General features: G+C 54.1%; 17 protein-coding genes and 2 pseudogenes. 2 read left to right on the forward strand and 17 right to left on the reverse strand.

All coding sequences use genetic code 11. From position 1 onward, the window contains the following. The first annotated feature begins 132 nt into the window (after positions 1–132). A complete protein-coding gene (locus AC1RMX_RS28710; RefSeq protein WP_493073810.1) occupies positions 133–804 on the forward strand; it encodes a hypothetical protein in 672 nt (223 codons plus the stop codon). Positions 805–825: 21 nt separating this feature from the next. Here the strand turns inward: AC1RMX_RS28710 and AC1RMX_RS28715 are convergent, their stop codons facing one another. Next, the gene (locus AC1RMX_RS28715) at positions 826–1,575 is read right to left on the reverse strand and encodes a hypothetical protein (RefSeq protein WP_493073811.1); all 750 of its coding nucleotides are present in this window, start codon (positions 1,573–1,575) and stop codon (positions 826–828) included. Positions 1,576–1,821: 246 nt separating this feature from the next. Here AC1RMX_RS28715 and AC1RMX_RS28720 point away from each other — a divergent pair, with 246 nt between their 5' ends. Beyond that, complete coding sequence (locus tag AC1RMX_RS28720; protein WP_493073812.1) at positions 1,822–2,970, forward strand: aldose epimerase family protein; 1,149 nt, start codon at positions 1,822–1,824, stop codon at positions 2,968–2,970. Positions 2,971–3,130: 160 nt separating this feature from the next. Here AC1RMX_RS28720 and AC1RMX_RS28725 read toward each other — a convergent pair whose 3' ends face one another. The 16 genes and pseudogenes from AC1RMX_RS28725 to AC1RMX_RS28800 all read right to left on the reverse strand — a co-directional run. After that, the gene (locus AC1RMX_RS28725) at positions 3,131–3,394 is read right to left on the reverse strand and encodes a PAAR domain-containing protein (RefSeq protein ID WP_493073813.1); all 264 of its coding nucleotides are present in this window, start codon (positions 3,392–3,394) and stop codon (positions 3,131–3,133) included. 92 nt (positions 3,395–3,486) lie between these two features. Further along, positions 3,487–3,702 (reverse strand): hypothetical protein, encoded by a 216-nt coding sequence (locus tag AC1RMX_RS28730; RefSeq protein ID WP_493073815.1) that lies wholly within the window; start codon positions 3,700–3,702, stop codon positions 3,487–3,489. Positions 3,703–3,866: 164 nt separating this feature from the next. Next, on the reverse strand, positions 3,867–4,304 hold the full coding sequence (locus AC1RMX_RS28735) for an SUKH-3 domain-containing protein (RefSeq protein ID WP_493073816.1): 438 nt from the start codon (positions 4,302–4,304) through the stop codon (positions 3,867–3,869). A gap of 12 nt (positions 4,305–4,316) precedes the next feature. Next, positions 4,317–4,625 carry a hypothetical protein gene (locus AC1RMX_RS28740; RefSeq protein ID WP_493073817.1) on the reverse strand — a complete coding sequence of 103 codons (309 nt, stop codon included), beginning with the start codon at positions 4,623–4,625 and terminating at the stop codon, positions 4,317–4,319. 284 nt (positions 4,626–4,909) lie between these two features. After that, entirely contained in the window at positions 4,910–5,404 is a 495-nt protein-coding gene (locus AC1RMX_RS28745; RefSeq protein WP_493073819.1) for a hypothetical protein, read from the reverse strand. 450 nt (positions 5,405–5,854) lie between these two features. Then, entirely contained in the window at positions 5,855–6,118 is a 264-nt protein-coding gene (locus AC1RMX_RS28750; protein WP_493073820.1) for a PAAR domain-containing protein, read from the reverse strand. A 67-nt stretch (positions 6,119–6,185) separates the two neighbouring features. Beyond that, a complete protein-coding gene (locus tag AC1RMX_RS28755) occupies positions 6,186–6,518 on the reverse strand; it encodes a hypothetical protein (RefSeq protein WP_096822368.1) in 333 nt (110 codons plus the stop codon). Between the two features lie 49 nt (positions 6,519–6,567). Continuing rightward, positions 6,568–6,924: a hypothetical protein gene (locus AC1RMX_RS28760; RefSeq protein WP_493073821.1), complete on the reverse strand. Its 357-nt coding sequence runs from the start codon at positions 6,922–6,924 to the stop codon at positions 6,568–6,570. Between the two features lie 447 nt (positions 6,925–7,371). Beyond that, on the reverse strand, positions 7,372–7,707 hold the full coding sequence (locus AC1RMX_RS28765; RefSeq protein ID WP_493073822.1) for a hypothetical protein: 336 nt from the start codon (positions 7,705–7,707) through the stop codon (positions 7,372–7,374). A gap of 440 nt (positions 7,708–8,147) precedes the next feature. After that, complete coding sequence (locus AC1RMX_RS28770; RefSeq protein WP_493073824.1) at positions 8,148–8,333, reverse strand: hypothetical protein; 186 nt, start codon at positions 8,331–8,333, stop codon at positions 8,148–8,150. 360 nt (positions 8,334–8,693) lie between these two features. Then, a complete protein-coding gene (locus tag AC1RMX_RS28775) occupies positions 8,694–8,957 on the reverse strand; it encodes a PAAR domain-containing protein (protein ID WP_192558491.1) in 264 nt (87 codons plus the stop codon). Between the two features lie 67 nt (positions 8,958–9,024). Continuing rightward, positions 9,025–9,393 (reverse strand): hypothetical protein, encoded by a 369-nt coding sequence (locus AC1RMX_RS28780; protein ID WP_255261965.1) that lies wholly within the window; start codon positions 9,391–9,393, stop codon positions 9,025–9,027. Then, positions 9,386–9,484: pseudogene (locus tag AC1RMX_RS28785) on the reverse strand (PAAR domain-containing protein); the annotation flags it as partial. The gene AC1RMX_RS28780 and the pseudogene AC1RMX_RS28785, both read right to left, overlap by 8 nt. A 177-nt stretch (positions 9,485–9,661) precedes the next feature. Further along, positions 9,662–10,060 (reverse strand): hypothetical protein, encoded by a 399-nt coding sequence (locus AC1RMX_RS28790; protein WP_176504898.1) that lies wholly within the window; start codon positions 10,058–10,060, stop codon positions 9,662–9,664. Positions 10,061–10,062: 2 nt separating this feature from the next. Continuing rightward, positions 10,063–14,727 (reverse strand): RHS repeat-associated core domain-containing protein, encoded by a 4,665-nt coding sequence (locus tag AC1RMX_RS28795; protein ID WP_493073825.1) that lies wholly within the window; start codon positions 14,725–14,727, stop codon positions 10,063–10,065. After that, positions 14,724–16,105: pseudogene (locus tag AC1RMX_RS28800) on the reverse strand (DUF2345 domain-containing protein); the annotation flags it as partial. The pseudogene AC1RMX_RS28800 and the gene AC1RMX_RS28795, both read right to left, overlap by 4 nt.

Here is a 16,105-nt window from a genome sequence, read left to right on the forward strand (position 1 = left end):
TACTTTCGGATAGTGGTTTGTAGAGAAAGTCCTGTGACATGCTCGGCAAAGCCATCATTAAGCCACTAATCACAGGCACACCATTCAGTATGTGAAGGCTGTCACCCACTGAAACATTCCAAGGAAGAAGAAATGCAAGCGAGCACCACTGAAGAGACGTGTTATTGCTGTGACAAACCGAGTGAAGGACGGGAGCATGTCCCCCCACGCTGCCTGTTCCCCAAAGGCGAAGATGCAGGGTTGGCAGATCTGATCACTGTGCCTTCCTGCGCCGAACACAACCCTGATCAATCTCACATTGATGAGCAACTCATGCAAATGCTGGTCGGGACCTCAGCTGACGTACACCCGGAGGTACTCCAGCGGACTGTGCGAGGGATTATTCGCCACGTTAAGAAGGACAGTCAGATCATTGGTCGTTTCGGCATAGAAAAAGTCGCGCCAAAACAGTACATCCAGCATCCGACCGGGCCAGTTAATTTCGAGGTGATCGAACAGGCACTCGAAAAAATTGCCAAGGGTGTCTATCACCATCACACGAAAGAGGAAAAGAAAATTGACTCAGTGCTTGCAGTTCACCCTCTCTTTTTGGGCATCGACGAAAGTGCGACACCTGAGGCACGCGAAAAAATTCTCGACCTGATTGCCTTGGCGCACTGCGATTTTGAAGAGTTTCCAAGCCATGGTCTGAACCCGCAGTATTTCGCCTATCAAATCATCGACTACCCAGGGCATGTTTTCATCAACCTGAAATTCTACGATCAAAAAATCGCGAGTGTCGTCTGCCGTCTCCCCGACCAATAAAAGAGAGTCGGTCCAACTCTTTTACTGCACCGGCAAAAAATTCAAAAACAGCAGGCTCTGGGCGTAATTCAAACCGATGCGCCGGTAGCGCTCGTCGAGCATCTGGGTCAGCAAGTCCAGACGCGCCACGACTTTGCCGAACTCCGTGGCGAAACTCAGATTGCTGCCCTCCTCCGAAATCTCGTTGGAAAACAGCAACGGCTGACCCTCCTTGTTCTGCCGCTGGGCGAGGATCCACGTGGCTTTCTCAATGTTGCGCGCAGCGTTGTTGACGAAGGTCGGGTTGATCTCATCGGTCATGTAGAACTCGGTGCGGTTGCCGTGGGCGGTGACCAGCATGCTGCCGATCGCATAGATGAACGCGCCGACCCGATCACCGAGAAACTCCGGACTCATCGCATAACTCAGCGCTACTAGATCTTTTTTACCGCCCAGCGTCGGCAGCGGTTGTTGCTGTTCGATGGCTAGCCGCACCTGCTTGACCGCGGTGCGAATGTCGAGGAAGCCGGATTTGCGCAGCTCGTCCGGGTTGCGCAGGTACAACTTGCCCATCAAACGATAAAGGCTGTCGAGGTTGTCACGCATCGCCAGCGTGGCCATGCGGTCGACGCTGGTCTGGAGAAATTCCTGAGGTCTGCCCTCGCGCATCTGGTTGATGAAATTGTTGCCGTCCTGATGGCTGCAGCCGCCGAGCAACAGCGTCGACAGGCAGGCCAGTAACAGGCACGGGCGATGAATGAAAGCAGCGATTGGGCGAAAAACTCTCGGCATGAATTCTTTGAAGGACACATTCCTGTGCGGCGGGAGTCACCGCAACCTGGCCATGGATAGAGCCGAGGATTTCGCAAAAGTGCAGTGCCGCAGAGATTTCCCGACCTTCGGCGCAGGACACCCACTCAATTTAGTCCGACTTTATTTTTGCAATAAACGTTTAATCCGCTATAAATTTTCATTCACACGATAATTAGCATGACTATTTAGCGATTTTCAAAACAACAACAAAATGGAAGGTCAACCATGCTTCAATCCCGACATCAACTCTGCGGCCTCGGACTGTCCCTGATGATCGCCACCCTCTCCGCCCAGGCCGCTGGCCTGTCCAGCGAACACAAAGCCTTCGGCAAAACCAATGACGGCACGCCCGTCGAGCAATACATCCTGCGCAACAGCCACGGCATGCAAGCCACGGTCATCACCTACGGCGCAACCTTGCAGGCGCTGCTGGTGCCGGATAAACACGGCAAGCTCGACGACATCGTCCTCGGCTTCGACGATGTGCAGGGTTACCAGAAAGGCACCGCGTACTTCGGCGCGACCATCGGCCGCTTCGGCAATCGTCTGGCCGATGGCGCGTTCGAACTCGATGGCAAACGCTATCAAGTGCCGCAGAACGACAAGACCAACGCCTTGCACGGTGGCACTCAGGGCTTCGACAAAAAGGTCTGGAAGGCACAGGAAACCAAGGACCAGGATTCGGTCGGCGTGACCCTGACCTACCTGTCGGCGGATGGTGAAATGGGTTTCCCCGGCAACCTCACCACCGAAGTCACCTACCGCCTCACCGACAACAACGAGCTGCGCATTGACTACAAGGCCAGCACCGACAAACCGACGGTGCTCAACCTGACCAACCACAGTTACTTCAACCTCGCCGGCGCCGGCAATGGCGACATCCTCAAGCAAGTCGCCACCCTGCACGCCAGCCATTACACCCCGGTCACCGCCAAACTGATCCCGACCGGCGAACTGGCGCCCGTGGCCGGCACGCCAATGGACTTCACCCAACCGACCGCCATTGGCCAGCACATCAAGGTCGATCACCCGCAGTTGAAATTCGCCGAACCGAAACACGGCGGCTTCGACTTCAACTGGGCGCTGGACACCAAAGGGGACGCAAGCAAACTCGCCGCCGAAGTCAGCGACCCGCAATCCGGTCGCCACTTGCAGCTGTTCACCAATGAACCGGGCGTGCAGTTCTACACCAGCAACTTCCTCGACGGCACGGTCAAGGGCAAGGGCGGCAAGGTCTATCCGCACTGGGGCGCGTTCACCCTGGAGACTCAGCACTATCCGGACTCGCCGAACCAGCCGAACTTTCCGAGCACCCGTCTGGATCCCGGTCAGGCCTACACCCAGAACGTGGTGTTGAAGTTCTCCGCTAAGTAAAAGCAAAAGATCGCAGGCTGCGGCAGCGTCTACAGGGGAAAATTAATCCTGATGTTGAGTTGTCGCAGGCTGCGATCTTTTTGCTTTTTGAACCCCTGGACTGGCCCTGCCCACTCTAAATATCGACCAAGGCAGACAGAAGTAACCGAAATTCAGGGACTCAGCTGATTACGGCGCCTTTCGGGCCACTGGAAATCAACGCGGCTCCACAGGCGGTTTTCATGCCGTCCAGCGCGATGGACACGCCATCGACGGTGTAGGTGCTGCTGCCTTCCGCAATCGGGAAAATCCCCTTGCACAATGGGCAACTGACCTTGTGACCGACTCCGGCAATCGGTTTGCCGTTGAGGTCGGTCCGGGAGAATGCTTCGAGGACCTTGCCACCGTGAGTGGTGGAGTCGCCCAAGCGAATGGCGTCTTTCATGTTTCACTCCTTTGACGGATGAAGTGGCTCAGACCACCAGCACGTCCGACGAGCCAAGCACCTGCAATCGGAAGCCCTGGCGAATGTTCTCGTCAGACTCTACGCAATAACTCCAGCTCGCCCCAATCAGACGCAAGATTGCGCTGTGTCAGAAAGTCAGAGACATCCAGAACGGTTTCGCCGAGATGCTCCGCCTCAACTGTTTTCCACAGTGAATCGCATTCGGTACAGACGAGGACTTCTTCGCCTGTTTTTTTTACTTTAACGATGACCAGATCACCGTACTCGCCACAAGTCGGGCATTGCATATCAGTTCCTGTTTCACTGGAAAAACAGTGATGTAAGCGATGGCCTTGCTTGGTATAGCAGAGGCTGCAGATGAGTCATTCAACATCAGCCGACGGGGTCAAAATCGTATCAGCATCAACAGACAGACGAACTCTTTACACTCACCAAGTCCGGGGCACAGGAATCACTCGCTCCACTCACTGGCCTTGCGCCCGAAAATCAGGGTTTCCATGGCCTGAATGAAGTCACGTCCCTGCATCCAAAGTGCGTCATGGATAAGGCTCAAGACGTAGCAGCGACCCCGCTCGTCCATCAACAGCGCGCCGTGGCCGTGTTGGACTTCGGCGATGCTCACCAAGGTACTGCCCAGGCGTTGCTGCCACTCAAGGAACTCTTCGCTCCCATGCAGATGTTCAAAGGTGCCGAATTCGACATCACTGGTAGCGCATTCCTCACCTGCGCCGCAGGTGCCCACCCGCAGCCCGGCAAGTTGGTCGAGCAAGGCCGCGGCCGGGTGTTCAGGTGGGACGAAAACCGGCAGTGGTTCGGTGCTGGTAGTGGGCCAGCCTGCGGCGAGAAACAGTGGACGCAGGCTTTCGGGGAGTTCGATCAGTGGGGGCACGTCAGCATCCGGTCACGCTTTAATTATTTCGCTATTAAGTGCAATAAAGTCCACATTCGCGTCATAGTCGAAATTTTCAACTATATCTTGAAGGTGCATATGCTCAAGACCATTCGTTGACATCTCATACGATGCACTAATAAGAAAAACACCAAGCTCTCTAATCGTTTGTGGATCAGCAAGAATCGAAATCTCATCCAGCTGAATACTCGTATCACTCCCGACAGCGGCCCCGTGCACAGTGAACTTATTCAGCTTCTTCATAGATTTAAAATCTTTATCCCGAGATTCATCTTTTTCTTTCCGCGTGAGCTCAGACATGCTACCCCGCGCACCATCACTCCGCCCTCGCCCTCGTTAACCAAAACTTCAGCCTTCCTTGCCTTGAAGTGACCGGAGCATGAACGTCTAGATTCGCATTTACCACAGAGCATTCAGCCCTTTGCAACATATAAATCCGTCCCCATCATTGCACAGCAGGTTGTCGACCCGTTTGCTGCGCGGTGGGGTCAGGTCCAGTGAGCGACGAGAGATGCAAAAATAAATCCATCCCCATTAATTCACCATTAATCCTTAATTCCGCCCTCATTAATCCCGACCGTTATTTATACCTCAAACATACGCCTTCTGGCGAAAGGGGTTTTTATTGTGAAATTTCGTGTTAACGGTGTTGGAGTCCGATTGGGGTCGATTCGAACCAAAGTATTTGCGAGCTCTGAAAATTCGATTATCTGTTCCGGATGGCCTGAGATCAGTATTGCTCGAGTATCAGAAAGATCTTCACCTAGCATGACGACAGTGCACTTTTTTGAAAATAGCGTTGCCGTTACTTTATGAAATAAATTTAATGAGGAGGCCTCAGAGAAATTTGTTCCTGAGGCTCTATAAATCTCAGAGATTGCACCGAGAATTTCTTTCTTATCACTTTCATTCACTTCTACCTCTGATAAAAATATTAATGCATTCCATCCTTTGTATGTGGCAGTCAAAAGGGTTTTTATTTCTTCGCTGCTAGAGAGGGCAGAGAGGTCACAGAAATGATGTATCCCCTCAATGTCTAAGTCTAATTCCAAGTGTCTTCTTTTGTTTGCTGCGGCCAAGCCAAGCTTCCCAAACGCTCTTTTATGCTGGCCTAGTTTCTTCGCGATACTGCTACTGGAATCGAGCTCGGCAGCAAGCACCGCATATATATTATGCCGAAAAAAATGGGAGCCAAGCAATCAAAAATCAATCCATAATCATAGCCTGTAGCCAGATACCATATCGAGTCGCATGAATTATCAAAGCGAAATCCTGCAGATTTCGAAGCAAGAACGGACCCGGCATCAACTACAGCTTTCATTGTGGACATCCTTTAGACTTTTGATTCTCATATAAATAATGCTCCCCGTTGACGCCGTGCTTGTTAAGGACGACAGATTTATTTAGTGCAAAAGTGATGTAAAAATAAATCCGTCACCTTTATTACCCGTTCGTTGGTGTGAGCCTGGTTAAAATTCTCAAACGTAAAACACGCGACGTTGAAGTGAACCTAAACGAAATTCAGAGACTCAGCTGACTACGGCCCCTTTTGGGCCGCTGGCAATCAGCGCGGCACCACAGGCGGTTTTCATGCCTTCGAGCGCGATGGGCACACCATCGACAGTGTAGGTGCTGCTACCCTCGGCAATCGGGAAAACCCCTTTGCACAACGGGCAACTGACCTTGTGACCGACCCCGGCAATCGGCTTGCCGTTGAGGTCGGTCCGGGAGAACGCTTCGAGGACCTTGCCACCGTGAGTGGTGGAGTCGCCCAAGCGAATGGCGTCTTTCATGTTGTCACTCCTTTGAGCATGGCCTGTCTATTTGCACGGACGCACGATGCAGACCTTCAACCGCTCTTCAAACATTACCCTTGATGCGAAATGCTTCCTTGAGCGGCACCTTTTCATCGTCATCACCATCCTCAAGACATCTATAGTCGCTGCCGCCCAACGCCGAGAGCATGGTTTGGTAAAGGCTCAATGACTTGAAATTGACCTGAAGCCACAGAACGCTTTCACTTTCATACATCAATCGAGCGTCATAATCAGCGCTGCTGTTGAGCGACTGATCTTTCAGGTAGAAGTCACCAGGCTGTTGCACGCGAACGCATGCGCCGCTGCCCTCTACTTTCTTCATTACTTTGCTGGCTGAAGTGGTGTCGTCGAACACCAGCTTGCATTCATAACTCATTGCAAAAAATAAATCCGTCCCAATTATTGGAACCAAGCATGCATTGACTTCATTCGTTGAGAAACCTCAAAAGTTCTGCAAGTACTGAGGCCTCTGAACGCTCCAAAGTTTTCCTGATTTCGTCACAACCGCCTTTTGCAGACACCACCTTACCCTTCAACATTTCCCCTTCAGGAGTACATATATCCAGACTCACAACATAACTCCCGCCCTCTACTTGCTCACCTTCAAAAACAAGCTCAACTTCCTCGGGGAAAACCGTAACATATACAGAGAACTTGTCACCCGCATAATCGTAATGACCACAGTTTCTACTTAATACACCGTCCTGTTCTCTCGACGCCTGTCCATAAATCCTGTCTAAAAATCCCTGAAGTAGATCAACGCATTTTTGTTTTTCAGTCATTACTTCACCCCTTTGCGGCTTATTGATTTCAACACACCGTCAGTCAGGGGGTAATTGAAGTATTAAAGGTGACAGATTTATATAATGCAAAAATGATGCAAAAACAAATCCGCCCCCTTTACCAGTCCAATCAACCAATAACGACAACAACAAATCCGATGTCATTTAAAGTTAATAAAAACCTTCCTCTCATGAGACTTGAATTACAAGCTCTCCCGCCAACAAATCTTCATCGACAATATTTCTCTTCAATAACAGATACCCCATACCACCCACAAAAATACTCTTATGGCTAGGCGCCGCTTTGTTAAGCCGAGAGTTGTTGATCTGAAGAACATAAGTCAAGTCATCTCGACTCTCATCATCTTGAATCCATGCAGGAATGCCAGCAATCTTAGCGACTCCATTTTCATCGCTATCTTCACCTGTATTTTCGATTGCAGTAATTTATAGCGAGGGAAAAATTGGTTTTCCATAACCGTCCACTTGCCGATCGGAAGGTCTGTACGCTAGAACTCTGCCCCCTTCGTTCATCGCCGTGTTGATGTAGGAGTCGGAGGATACCGAGTAAGGTGTAAAAAGCGAGATCATGATATCTTCGCTTATTTTCACTTGCGGAATGTAGCGATTGATGAACGCTGCCGGAAGACTCGCTAAATGTAACAAAGGTGCGCCAGTCGAGTCGGTCGGCCAAGCGATCGACTCAGGCAGGTAAGGGTTACCGCCAAGAAATGGATACATCTTGTCAGGGTTACCATTCGAAAAAACCAGTTCATTGAACATCGATTATTCCTCTTTAATTGCATGGGCAGGGACAGCCTGCCAAGAAACCTTTAGCCTGTTTTCTGAGCTGCCTAGCTCGAGAAGCTGGAAGACCCGAAGTTCTTAAAGCTCCTTGCCAAACATCCGTTTGACGCTTAGAAGGTAGCCCATCTGCTCCAAGCTGAAACTCGTCACGCCCTACATTCAAATGCTGAACTGCCAGTACATTCTCATTGATTTGTACATGCATATGCATGCCCCGAGGAAGCGCAATAGAGGGGTTAGCTTTATTTCGCCCCTCCTCGGGAGTCAGTCACCTCTGCTCCAAAGCTTCATTGCGAACGAATTCATGAGCGTCTAGTTCATCTCCCCTGTTAGCTTTCCCGATCGAGCACAAAGGTGACAGATTTATATAGTGCAAAAATTATACAAAAACAAACCTGACCCAATTACTCCATTAATCACAACTGAGGAATATCGATGCCATTTTTGCGAAGAATTGAAGTTATTTTTTCTAGGCGTTTGACCGGCAGCTCGCTTGGAGCTCCATAGACATCTACTATTCCGACCTCGACCGAGCTATCCACAACATGGCAAAAATCGTCAATATCTTGAGATGGAATCGATTGGTTAAGGTCTTGAGGCATATCATCCCCCCTTCCACTGAGTGGCAACAGTGCACCCTTTCTCTCCCACTCAGCCAAGTCACGACCTTCAGGAAAACTATTAAGGTGGACTATCAACTCATCGACTGCCACGTGCCGAATAGATTTTGCTACGCAATAAGCATGTAAAATCTTTGATACGCAGAGATTGTAAATCTCTCGGAGAAAGATTGAAAAGTTTGCTTAAACACTCTGACATCATGATTTCCTCCGCCCCCACCGACAACTTTCAAGTTAAATTTCTTCACCAACTTTCAAGGGGGGAGACAGGTGTGATCGTGGTTAAGGTTCTCACACGTAAAATACGCGACATTGAAGTATGCCTAATCGAAATTCAGAAACTTAGCTGATCACGGCGCCTTTCGGGCCGCTGGCAATCAGCGCCGCCCCGCAGGCGGTTTTCATACCGTCCAGTGCGATGGGTGTGCCGTCCACGGTGTAAATGCTGCTGCCCTCGGCAATCGGGAAAATCCCCTTGCACAGCGGGCAACTGACCTTGTGACCGACCCCGGCAATCGGCTTGCCGTTGAGGTCGGTCCGGGAGAACGCTTCGAGGACCTTGCCACCGTGAGTGGTGGAGTCGCCCAAGCGAATGGCGTCTTTCATGTTGTCACTCCTTTGACCATGGCCTGTCTATTTGCACGGACGCACGATGCAGACCTTCAACCGCTCTTCAAACATTACCCTTGATGCGAAATGCTTCCTTGAGCGGCACCTTTTCATCGTCATCACCATCCTCAAGACATCTATAGTCGCTGCCGCCCAACGCCGAGAGCATGGTTTGGTAAAGGCTCAATGACTTGAAATTGACCTGAAGCCACAGAACGCTTTCACTTTCATACATCAATCGAGCGTCATAATCAGCGCTGCTGTTGAGCGACTGATCTTTCAGGTAGAAGTCACCAGGCTGTTGCACGCGAACGCATGCGCCGCTGCCCTCTACTTTCTTCATTACTTTGCTGGCTGAAGTGGTGTCGTCGAACACCAGCTTGCATTCATAACTCATTGCAAAAATAAATCCGCCCCCTTTATTGTCCGGCAATCGGTTTACCATTGAGATCGGTATGGGAAAAGGCTTCGAGCACCTTGCCACCGTGTGTGGTCGAGTCACCGAGGCGGATTACGTCCTTCATGTTGTCACTCCTTAGGCTAGAGAACTGATAGCCCGCTCAGATCTGAAGTTATAGGAGTACCCGAAACCCAAGGGGCACTCAATCAACCCATAACTCCTTTCCATTAAGCATCTGCGAAAAAGCCTGCCTAATACTCCATTAAATCCACTTGACTACAACTACTTTCTCGAGAGTCGCCTAACCCTCAAGCTCATAAACCTCTATATCACGCCCAATAACATATAGATCCCCATCTTGGCGAATTTCATTAATCGATGCTGGGTCAGCATCCAAGGCGTAATTCCCATCAATATCGACACACCAATAGTCGTCAAATTTCAATAACCGAACCCCCGAGCAAATTGAATTAAACTGATGCCCGCCAACTTTCGCACTCAGCTCTTCAACACCACGGACAACGACTTTAACCTTTTTCCAAACATTCCCTTCAACCCGATGATCTCTGGCATGAAGTAAAATCTGTGCCGCGAGTCGCTCGCCAGGCATATAATTAAACTCAAACGACAATAGCAGCCCATCTTCGAAACCATGAAAAGCTTGCAATATCTCACTTATTTTTTCTGCAGACTCTGACATTCTCATTTACCTATAGGCGTCGAAGGTTGTATGCCGTCGGGTAACTTCGCCCACCCTTCGGGAACCTTACCTGGTTCAAGATGGACAGCATTAGGGCCGTGACCCGCTGCAAGGTTGCCTGGCGGTTCGATTAAATGGCCATGCCCTGAAACCGCACCACTACCATGGTTCTTGAAGTCGACCTGCCCCATTGCTTCACCCCGTTCATTGTAAACAGTGTTTTGAACAGCAACCTGGCCTGTTTTGTCGGTTTTTGTATAAATCGAATTTGGAGTAGCACCATCACTTCTTGGTCGCTCGCTCCCAACGAAGTGCCCACCAATTCCACAACTACACTCAGAGGTTAAGCCAAATGGGTCTACCCAATTTACCGGGTTAGGAGCATAAGAAAATAGATTGATGCCTCCTGAGTATCCAATCGGATCCTTACTGATGAACCGCCCGACTACCGGGTCGTAGTACCGATACCTGTTGTAATGCAGCCCCGTCTCATGATCGTGATACTGCCCCTGAAACCGTATCGGGTTCATCACACCATGCTGCCGCGCCCACTCAGAGCGCTGTTCCGTCACCTGCCCCCACGCCTTGTACTGCGCGGTCCAAGCCAGGTTGCCTTGGGAATCTGTCAGTTCCTGCGGCGTACCGAGGTGATCACACTGATACCAGGCCAACGCATCGAACGCTAACGCCGTTGCCTTGTGATTCCACACCGGGTCTTCATCGAGGCTGTATTCACCACTGTAATCCGGCAGCCCCATCAGTTTGATCGGCGCATGCCGTACAGCCTGTGCAACAGGTACAAAAGTCCCCGGCTCGAAGACGTAGTGCACCGTGCGACCCGGCTCGCCATCGCCCTGCGCCAGACTGCTTTCCCACGCGAGGTTGTCGCCGTCCCATCCGTAGAGCGTAAAACCGCAGCCCAGTTCACGCTGTTTGCGGGCGTGCTCGCTTCTATTCCAGAGGGAACCGGCTTCCGGACGCTGTTTGTAGTGCGCGCGGGAGTTTTTGTGCAGGCGGCGTCCCAGTGCGTCGTAGGCGAAATCCACGCTCAGGCGCGGATCTTCGAAATGCACCAGTCGATCAAACAGGTCCCAACTCAGATCACTGCGTTGACCGTTGTGCCAGCGCTGGATCTGATTACCGCGTTCGTCGTAGTCGTAGTGGGTGCCGGCGTATTCGCGCAGCAGGTTGTCGACCAGTTTGCTGCGCGGCGGCGTCAGATCCAGTGGACGGCGGATTTCAGCAGTCTTGTCATCCAGCAGGTTACCGGCCGGGTCGAAGGCGAACGTTTCAACGCTTTGACGCGTCACGGCGCTGAGCAGTCGGCCGACGGGATCGTAACGATAGGCGAGCGGGCCGCGACGGCTGTCATTGATGTCGGTCAGTTGGCCGGCAGCGTCGTATTTGTATTCGCGCTTGAGCAGGATGCTTTTGTCATCGCTGCGCCCCAGCAGTTGCTCCTGCAAGCGTCCGGCCGGGTCCCAGCTTTGGGTTTGCAGCAGGTGATTGCCTTGATGGCGGGCGATTTCGCGGTGCCGGTCGTCGCGTTCGTAACCGATCAGTTCATGCTCATCCAGACGCATGCCCAGCAGGTGGCCGCTGCCGTAAGTGAGCCAACTGACGCGGTGGCCGTCGGGGCGTACGGTGGCGACACGCTGGTTGAGTACGTCGTACTCGTGCTGCCAGATCGCGACGGTGGGTTTTTCCAGTCCGAGGTAATGTTGGTGTTCGCGCAGCAGATTGCCGGCCGGGTCGTGGAACCATTGCAGGCGGCTGTCGGCGTTGTCGGCCAGCACCATGTTGCCGTTACCGTCATAGGCAAAGGTTTCGCTTTGCGACTGCTCGCCCTGGGTGGCGCGACGCTCGGTCAAGCGGCCCATCGGGTCGAAGCTCACCGAGATGACGCGTTGGCCATTGATCGATTGGGCAAGGCGACCGGTGAGAGGGTCGTACTGATAACGTGTGCTACGCCCGTCAAATCCGCTCTCTTCGAGCAGGCGCCCGACCGGGTCGTAGTGGAAGTGTGCGCGTTGTTCGTTTTCGTTTTCCAGGGCCGTTAGCCGGCCGAGACGGTCCCAGCGATAGCGCAGGGTTTGCTCGGCGGCATCGACACGTTCGGCGATCAAACCGGCCGCGCTATAGCTCCAGGTGGTGCAGCGATCGAGACCGTCGACATGCGTCAACAGCCGGCCCTCTGCGTCACGATCAAAGCGTTCTTCGGTTTTATCCGGGTGCTTGATCAGCACCAGTTGGCCAGCCTTGTATTCGTATTCGGTGGCGTTACCGGCGGCGTCAGTGAAGCAGATCATCTGCCCCAGTTCGTTGTATTCCCAGGCGCTGGTCTTGCCTGAGCAGTCGACGTACTCGACCAGTTGCCCGGCGTCGTTGTAGTCCAACGTCTTTTCGTTGCCGTTGGCGTCCTTGATCGCGGTGGGCTGACCGGATTTGTTGTAGGCGTATTCGGTTTTGTTGCCCAGCGGATCGAGCGCTTCGACCAGGTTGCCTTGGTCGTCATAAGCGCGTTGCCACTGACCACCCTCGGCGTCGCTGATCTTGATCAGCAAGTCCTGATCGTCGTAGGCGTAATGCATCACCGTGTGATCGGCGCGGATGTGTTCGAGCAGGTTGCTGCGTTCATCGTAGCTGTAGCGATCGGTGCTGCCATCGGCATTCACGCGGCGCACGATGTTCTTGGCCTCGTCGCGGAAGAACCATTCCGAACGCTCATCCGCATAACGGATGCGGTAGGTGTAGCCAAGGATGTCGTAGTAGTGCCAGGTCTCGTTGCCGAGCGCATCGGTGACGTAGGTCAGACGAATGTTTTCGTCCCACTCCAGGCGCGTGTCGAAGCTGCCGTCGTCCGCCCATTCGCGGATGGCTTTGGCCTTGGCGCCGGGGCCGTCCCACTGCAGGTTCATGCCGCGCCCGGTGCGGTCGGTGTAGCGGGTGATCAGGTGATGCTGGAACTGATACGACCAGACTGCGCCGTTCTCGTCCTGCGCTTGAATCAGGTCGCCATAGGCGTCGTACTGGTAGGCGCAGAGCTGTCGCTGCGGTTCGCCGTCAACGATTTGCCAGAGACCGATAAACCGCCCGTGATCGTCGATCATTGTGCCGAGGTGAAGGTGGACCTTGCTGGTGTCGTTTTCCTGATAGGTGATCAGATCCGAGAGCACCGACTGTTCGCCATGCCGATGCTCGTAATGCAGCATGATCCCGGCGCCGTTGTGCAGCGAAATGTTGGTCAGCACAAAACGCTGGCCACGGCGGACGTAGGTTTCCTTGCGCTCGAAACCACGGCACAGCAATAGCTGATCTTCGCTGGCACGAACGAGGGTGATGTTTTCGATGGCGTCGTAGTGGAACAGGCCGACTTTGGGCAACGGATAGCTGTGGTCGCGGCCATCGGCGCCGTAGAACGTCAGGCCATCGTCCACGCAGTCGAAACGCGTGGTGAATTCGTTGATCCAGCGGGCGCCGAGTTCGCTCTGATCGTAGGCGTCGAGGCGAGAGTTGTAAGTGCGTGTCCATTCGATCGGGAATGGGCCGGGCAAGCTGAAATCGGTATGTCTGAGGCTTTCCGAACCCAAGGCGAAATTGATGCTGAATGGCGTGGCGCATTCACAGGGGCCTTTGTCTGGATTGGGCGCGCTTTTCGCTGGAGCCTGTTGGCCATTGGAAGCCAACTGCCCGTCAGGTGCCATACGCTTCGCCTGACCGGTTTTCTCCGGGTGGACGGCGGCGTTCTGGCCATGGGCATTGCGCTTGCGCCACAACGTCACGGCGCTGGAAAGGATCAGCAGCAACCAACCGATGGAGTTCTGAACGGACTCATCATCCAGCTTGCTCAATTGGGTGCGCAGTTCCGGGCCCATCGCCCGCAGTTTTTTGGTTTCGTCGGAAACGGCTTTTTTGAAGTCATCAGGGACGAGGTTTTGCGCCACGCTGTTGGCCAGGCCTTTGCCTGCTGACTTCAGCGCACTGTTGGCAGCCCCAAAAACATTGCTGAAAGACGCCAACGGATCATTCTTGAATTGGTCGGCCGCAGCGCTTGCCTGGGCGCTGGCTGCATTCAGATCACCTTTGGCATCCAGATTGCCAAACGCCACCGCTTCGATGCCTTTGGCAATCTCGTTGATAACGTCTTCACCCAGCTTGCCAGCGTCCGCCAAAATACCGGGTAACTTGCCTTTTGCCTGTTCAACAAAGTCATCGAGCGTGCCGATAATCGAGGCGTTCAGGTGACCGACCAGCACCTCGATCACGGAAGTGCTGAGCAACAACTTGCTGCTGGCCCTCATCTCCTGACGCACCAGAAACAGGGTCGGGCGCAGGGTCATGCGCGCCGCTGCCATCGACGGTGGTAAAGGCAATACGCCGATCAGGTTGATGCCAAGGCTGGCCCACGCGAGCAAGTCGCGCTGCTTGGCGTTCGACAGCGTGACGATGTCCCCCAGCGCATCGACCAGCGCCATGATGTTGCCCACCACCGGCAAGAAGCCCGCGTAATTCTTGATTCGATCAAGAGTGACCACGCCATCAGTGGCGGATTGAAGCCAGGCATCAAAGGTAGCCGCACCGCTGGCGACATCCTGAATATCGATGGCATTCAGGGGAACAATGGCAACCTGAGGTTCCCGTTTTACTACAGCATTTTCAGTGGTCATGACAGCATCTCACCCGCCAGCAGGCCCGGGGTTTTCAAGGAAGGTTTTGGAAGCGTCGGCGCCGGCAGACTCGGCAACTTGCCCGCCTTGCTCGCCGCCCCGAGCAGCCCGGAAGCACTCGGCATCGCCGCACTCGCCAGTTTCGGCAGCCCCGCCGCTCCGCCCTGCACGGCGCCTTTCACCTGCTGCGCCGTTTGCATCGCGCCTTGTGCGGTCTGCACCGCGCCCATCCCTGTCTGTGCCAATTCCTTGCCCTTCTCCAACATGTCCCAGTTCTTGCTCGGCAGCGCCTGCGCGACCATCGCCTGCACCTGACTCGGCACGTCCTCAGCGCCCGGTGGATTCAACGGCCATTCCGGCTTGCCGATGTAGCTGCCTTCGCTCCAGGTATCCGCCGGATCCTTGCCGAACAGCACGCGCGCCGGGCCCGGTGCCGCGCCGGCAACACTGGCAAAGCCCTTGGCGTCGAGCTTGCCCTTGATGCTCTTGCCCAGCGCATCGATGACTTCGTAATCGCCTTCCTTGATGCCCTGACGCCCGGCGTACTGGTTGAATAATTCGAGATTGCCCTTGCCCGGTTTCGGCGGTTCCGGGAACACGCCCGCCAAGGATTTCGCCCCGGTGTAGGCGAAGTTCGCCGCGTGGGCGGTGTACGGGCCGCTGGTGGCGTGGGTGATGCCGCCGGCGTTGTAGGTCGTGGCGCTGCCGCCGCCCTGGATCACCAGTTCGGTTTTCGCGGTGATGGTGATGCGGTCGGCGTTGGCGGTGATGTTGAGCTTGGCCAGCAGGTTGATGCTGTCCTTGAGTGCCTTGACGTCGATGTCGCCGGACGCCGCCACCAGCCGCCAGCCCATGCTCTGCACGAACAGGCGCATGCCGCGACTGGCACTGGCCAGCAGGCGTTTGCCGATGGAAAAACTGGTGTGCCCGGTGCTGCTCAGCGCCAGGTGTTCGCCGGTGGCGATGTGGCTGGAGCGCGGTGTGGTCAGGGCGATGCCGGCCGGACTGGCGAGCACCAGATGCGGCTCGGTGAACTCGGGGAATTCGTTGGCGGTGAGGTTTGCCGGACCCGAGCCGAGTACGCCTTGATGCTGCGCGTGCAAGGCCTTGGCCACGTCGTCCTGATCGCCCCCTCTTGAGCCTGAAGCTCTTTGGCCTGCGTGGCGAAACCGTCCTGTTGATCGCTGGCGGTGGCCAGGCGTTCGGCGGTTTCCGGCAGGTCCTTGTGGTGCTTGGATTCGTTTGGGCGCGGCTCGGTGGTGATCAGCAGGCCGGCACCGGCACGCACCGCGCCATGGCGGTCGGTTCTTAACTCGAAACCTTCGCCGCGTGGCTGGCCACCGCTTGGACGCGGATGGGTCAGGTAACCAAGGTTGAT

This window comes from Pseudomonas sp. GW822-FHT03F04, from assembly GCF_058801405.1.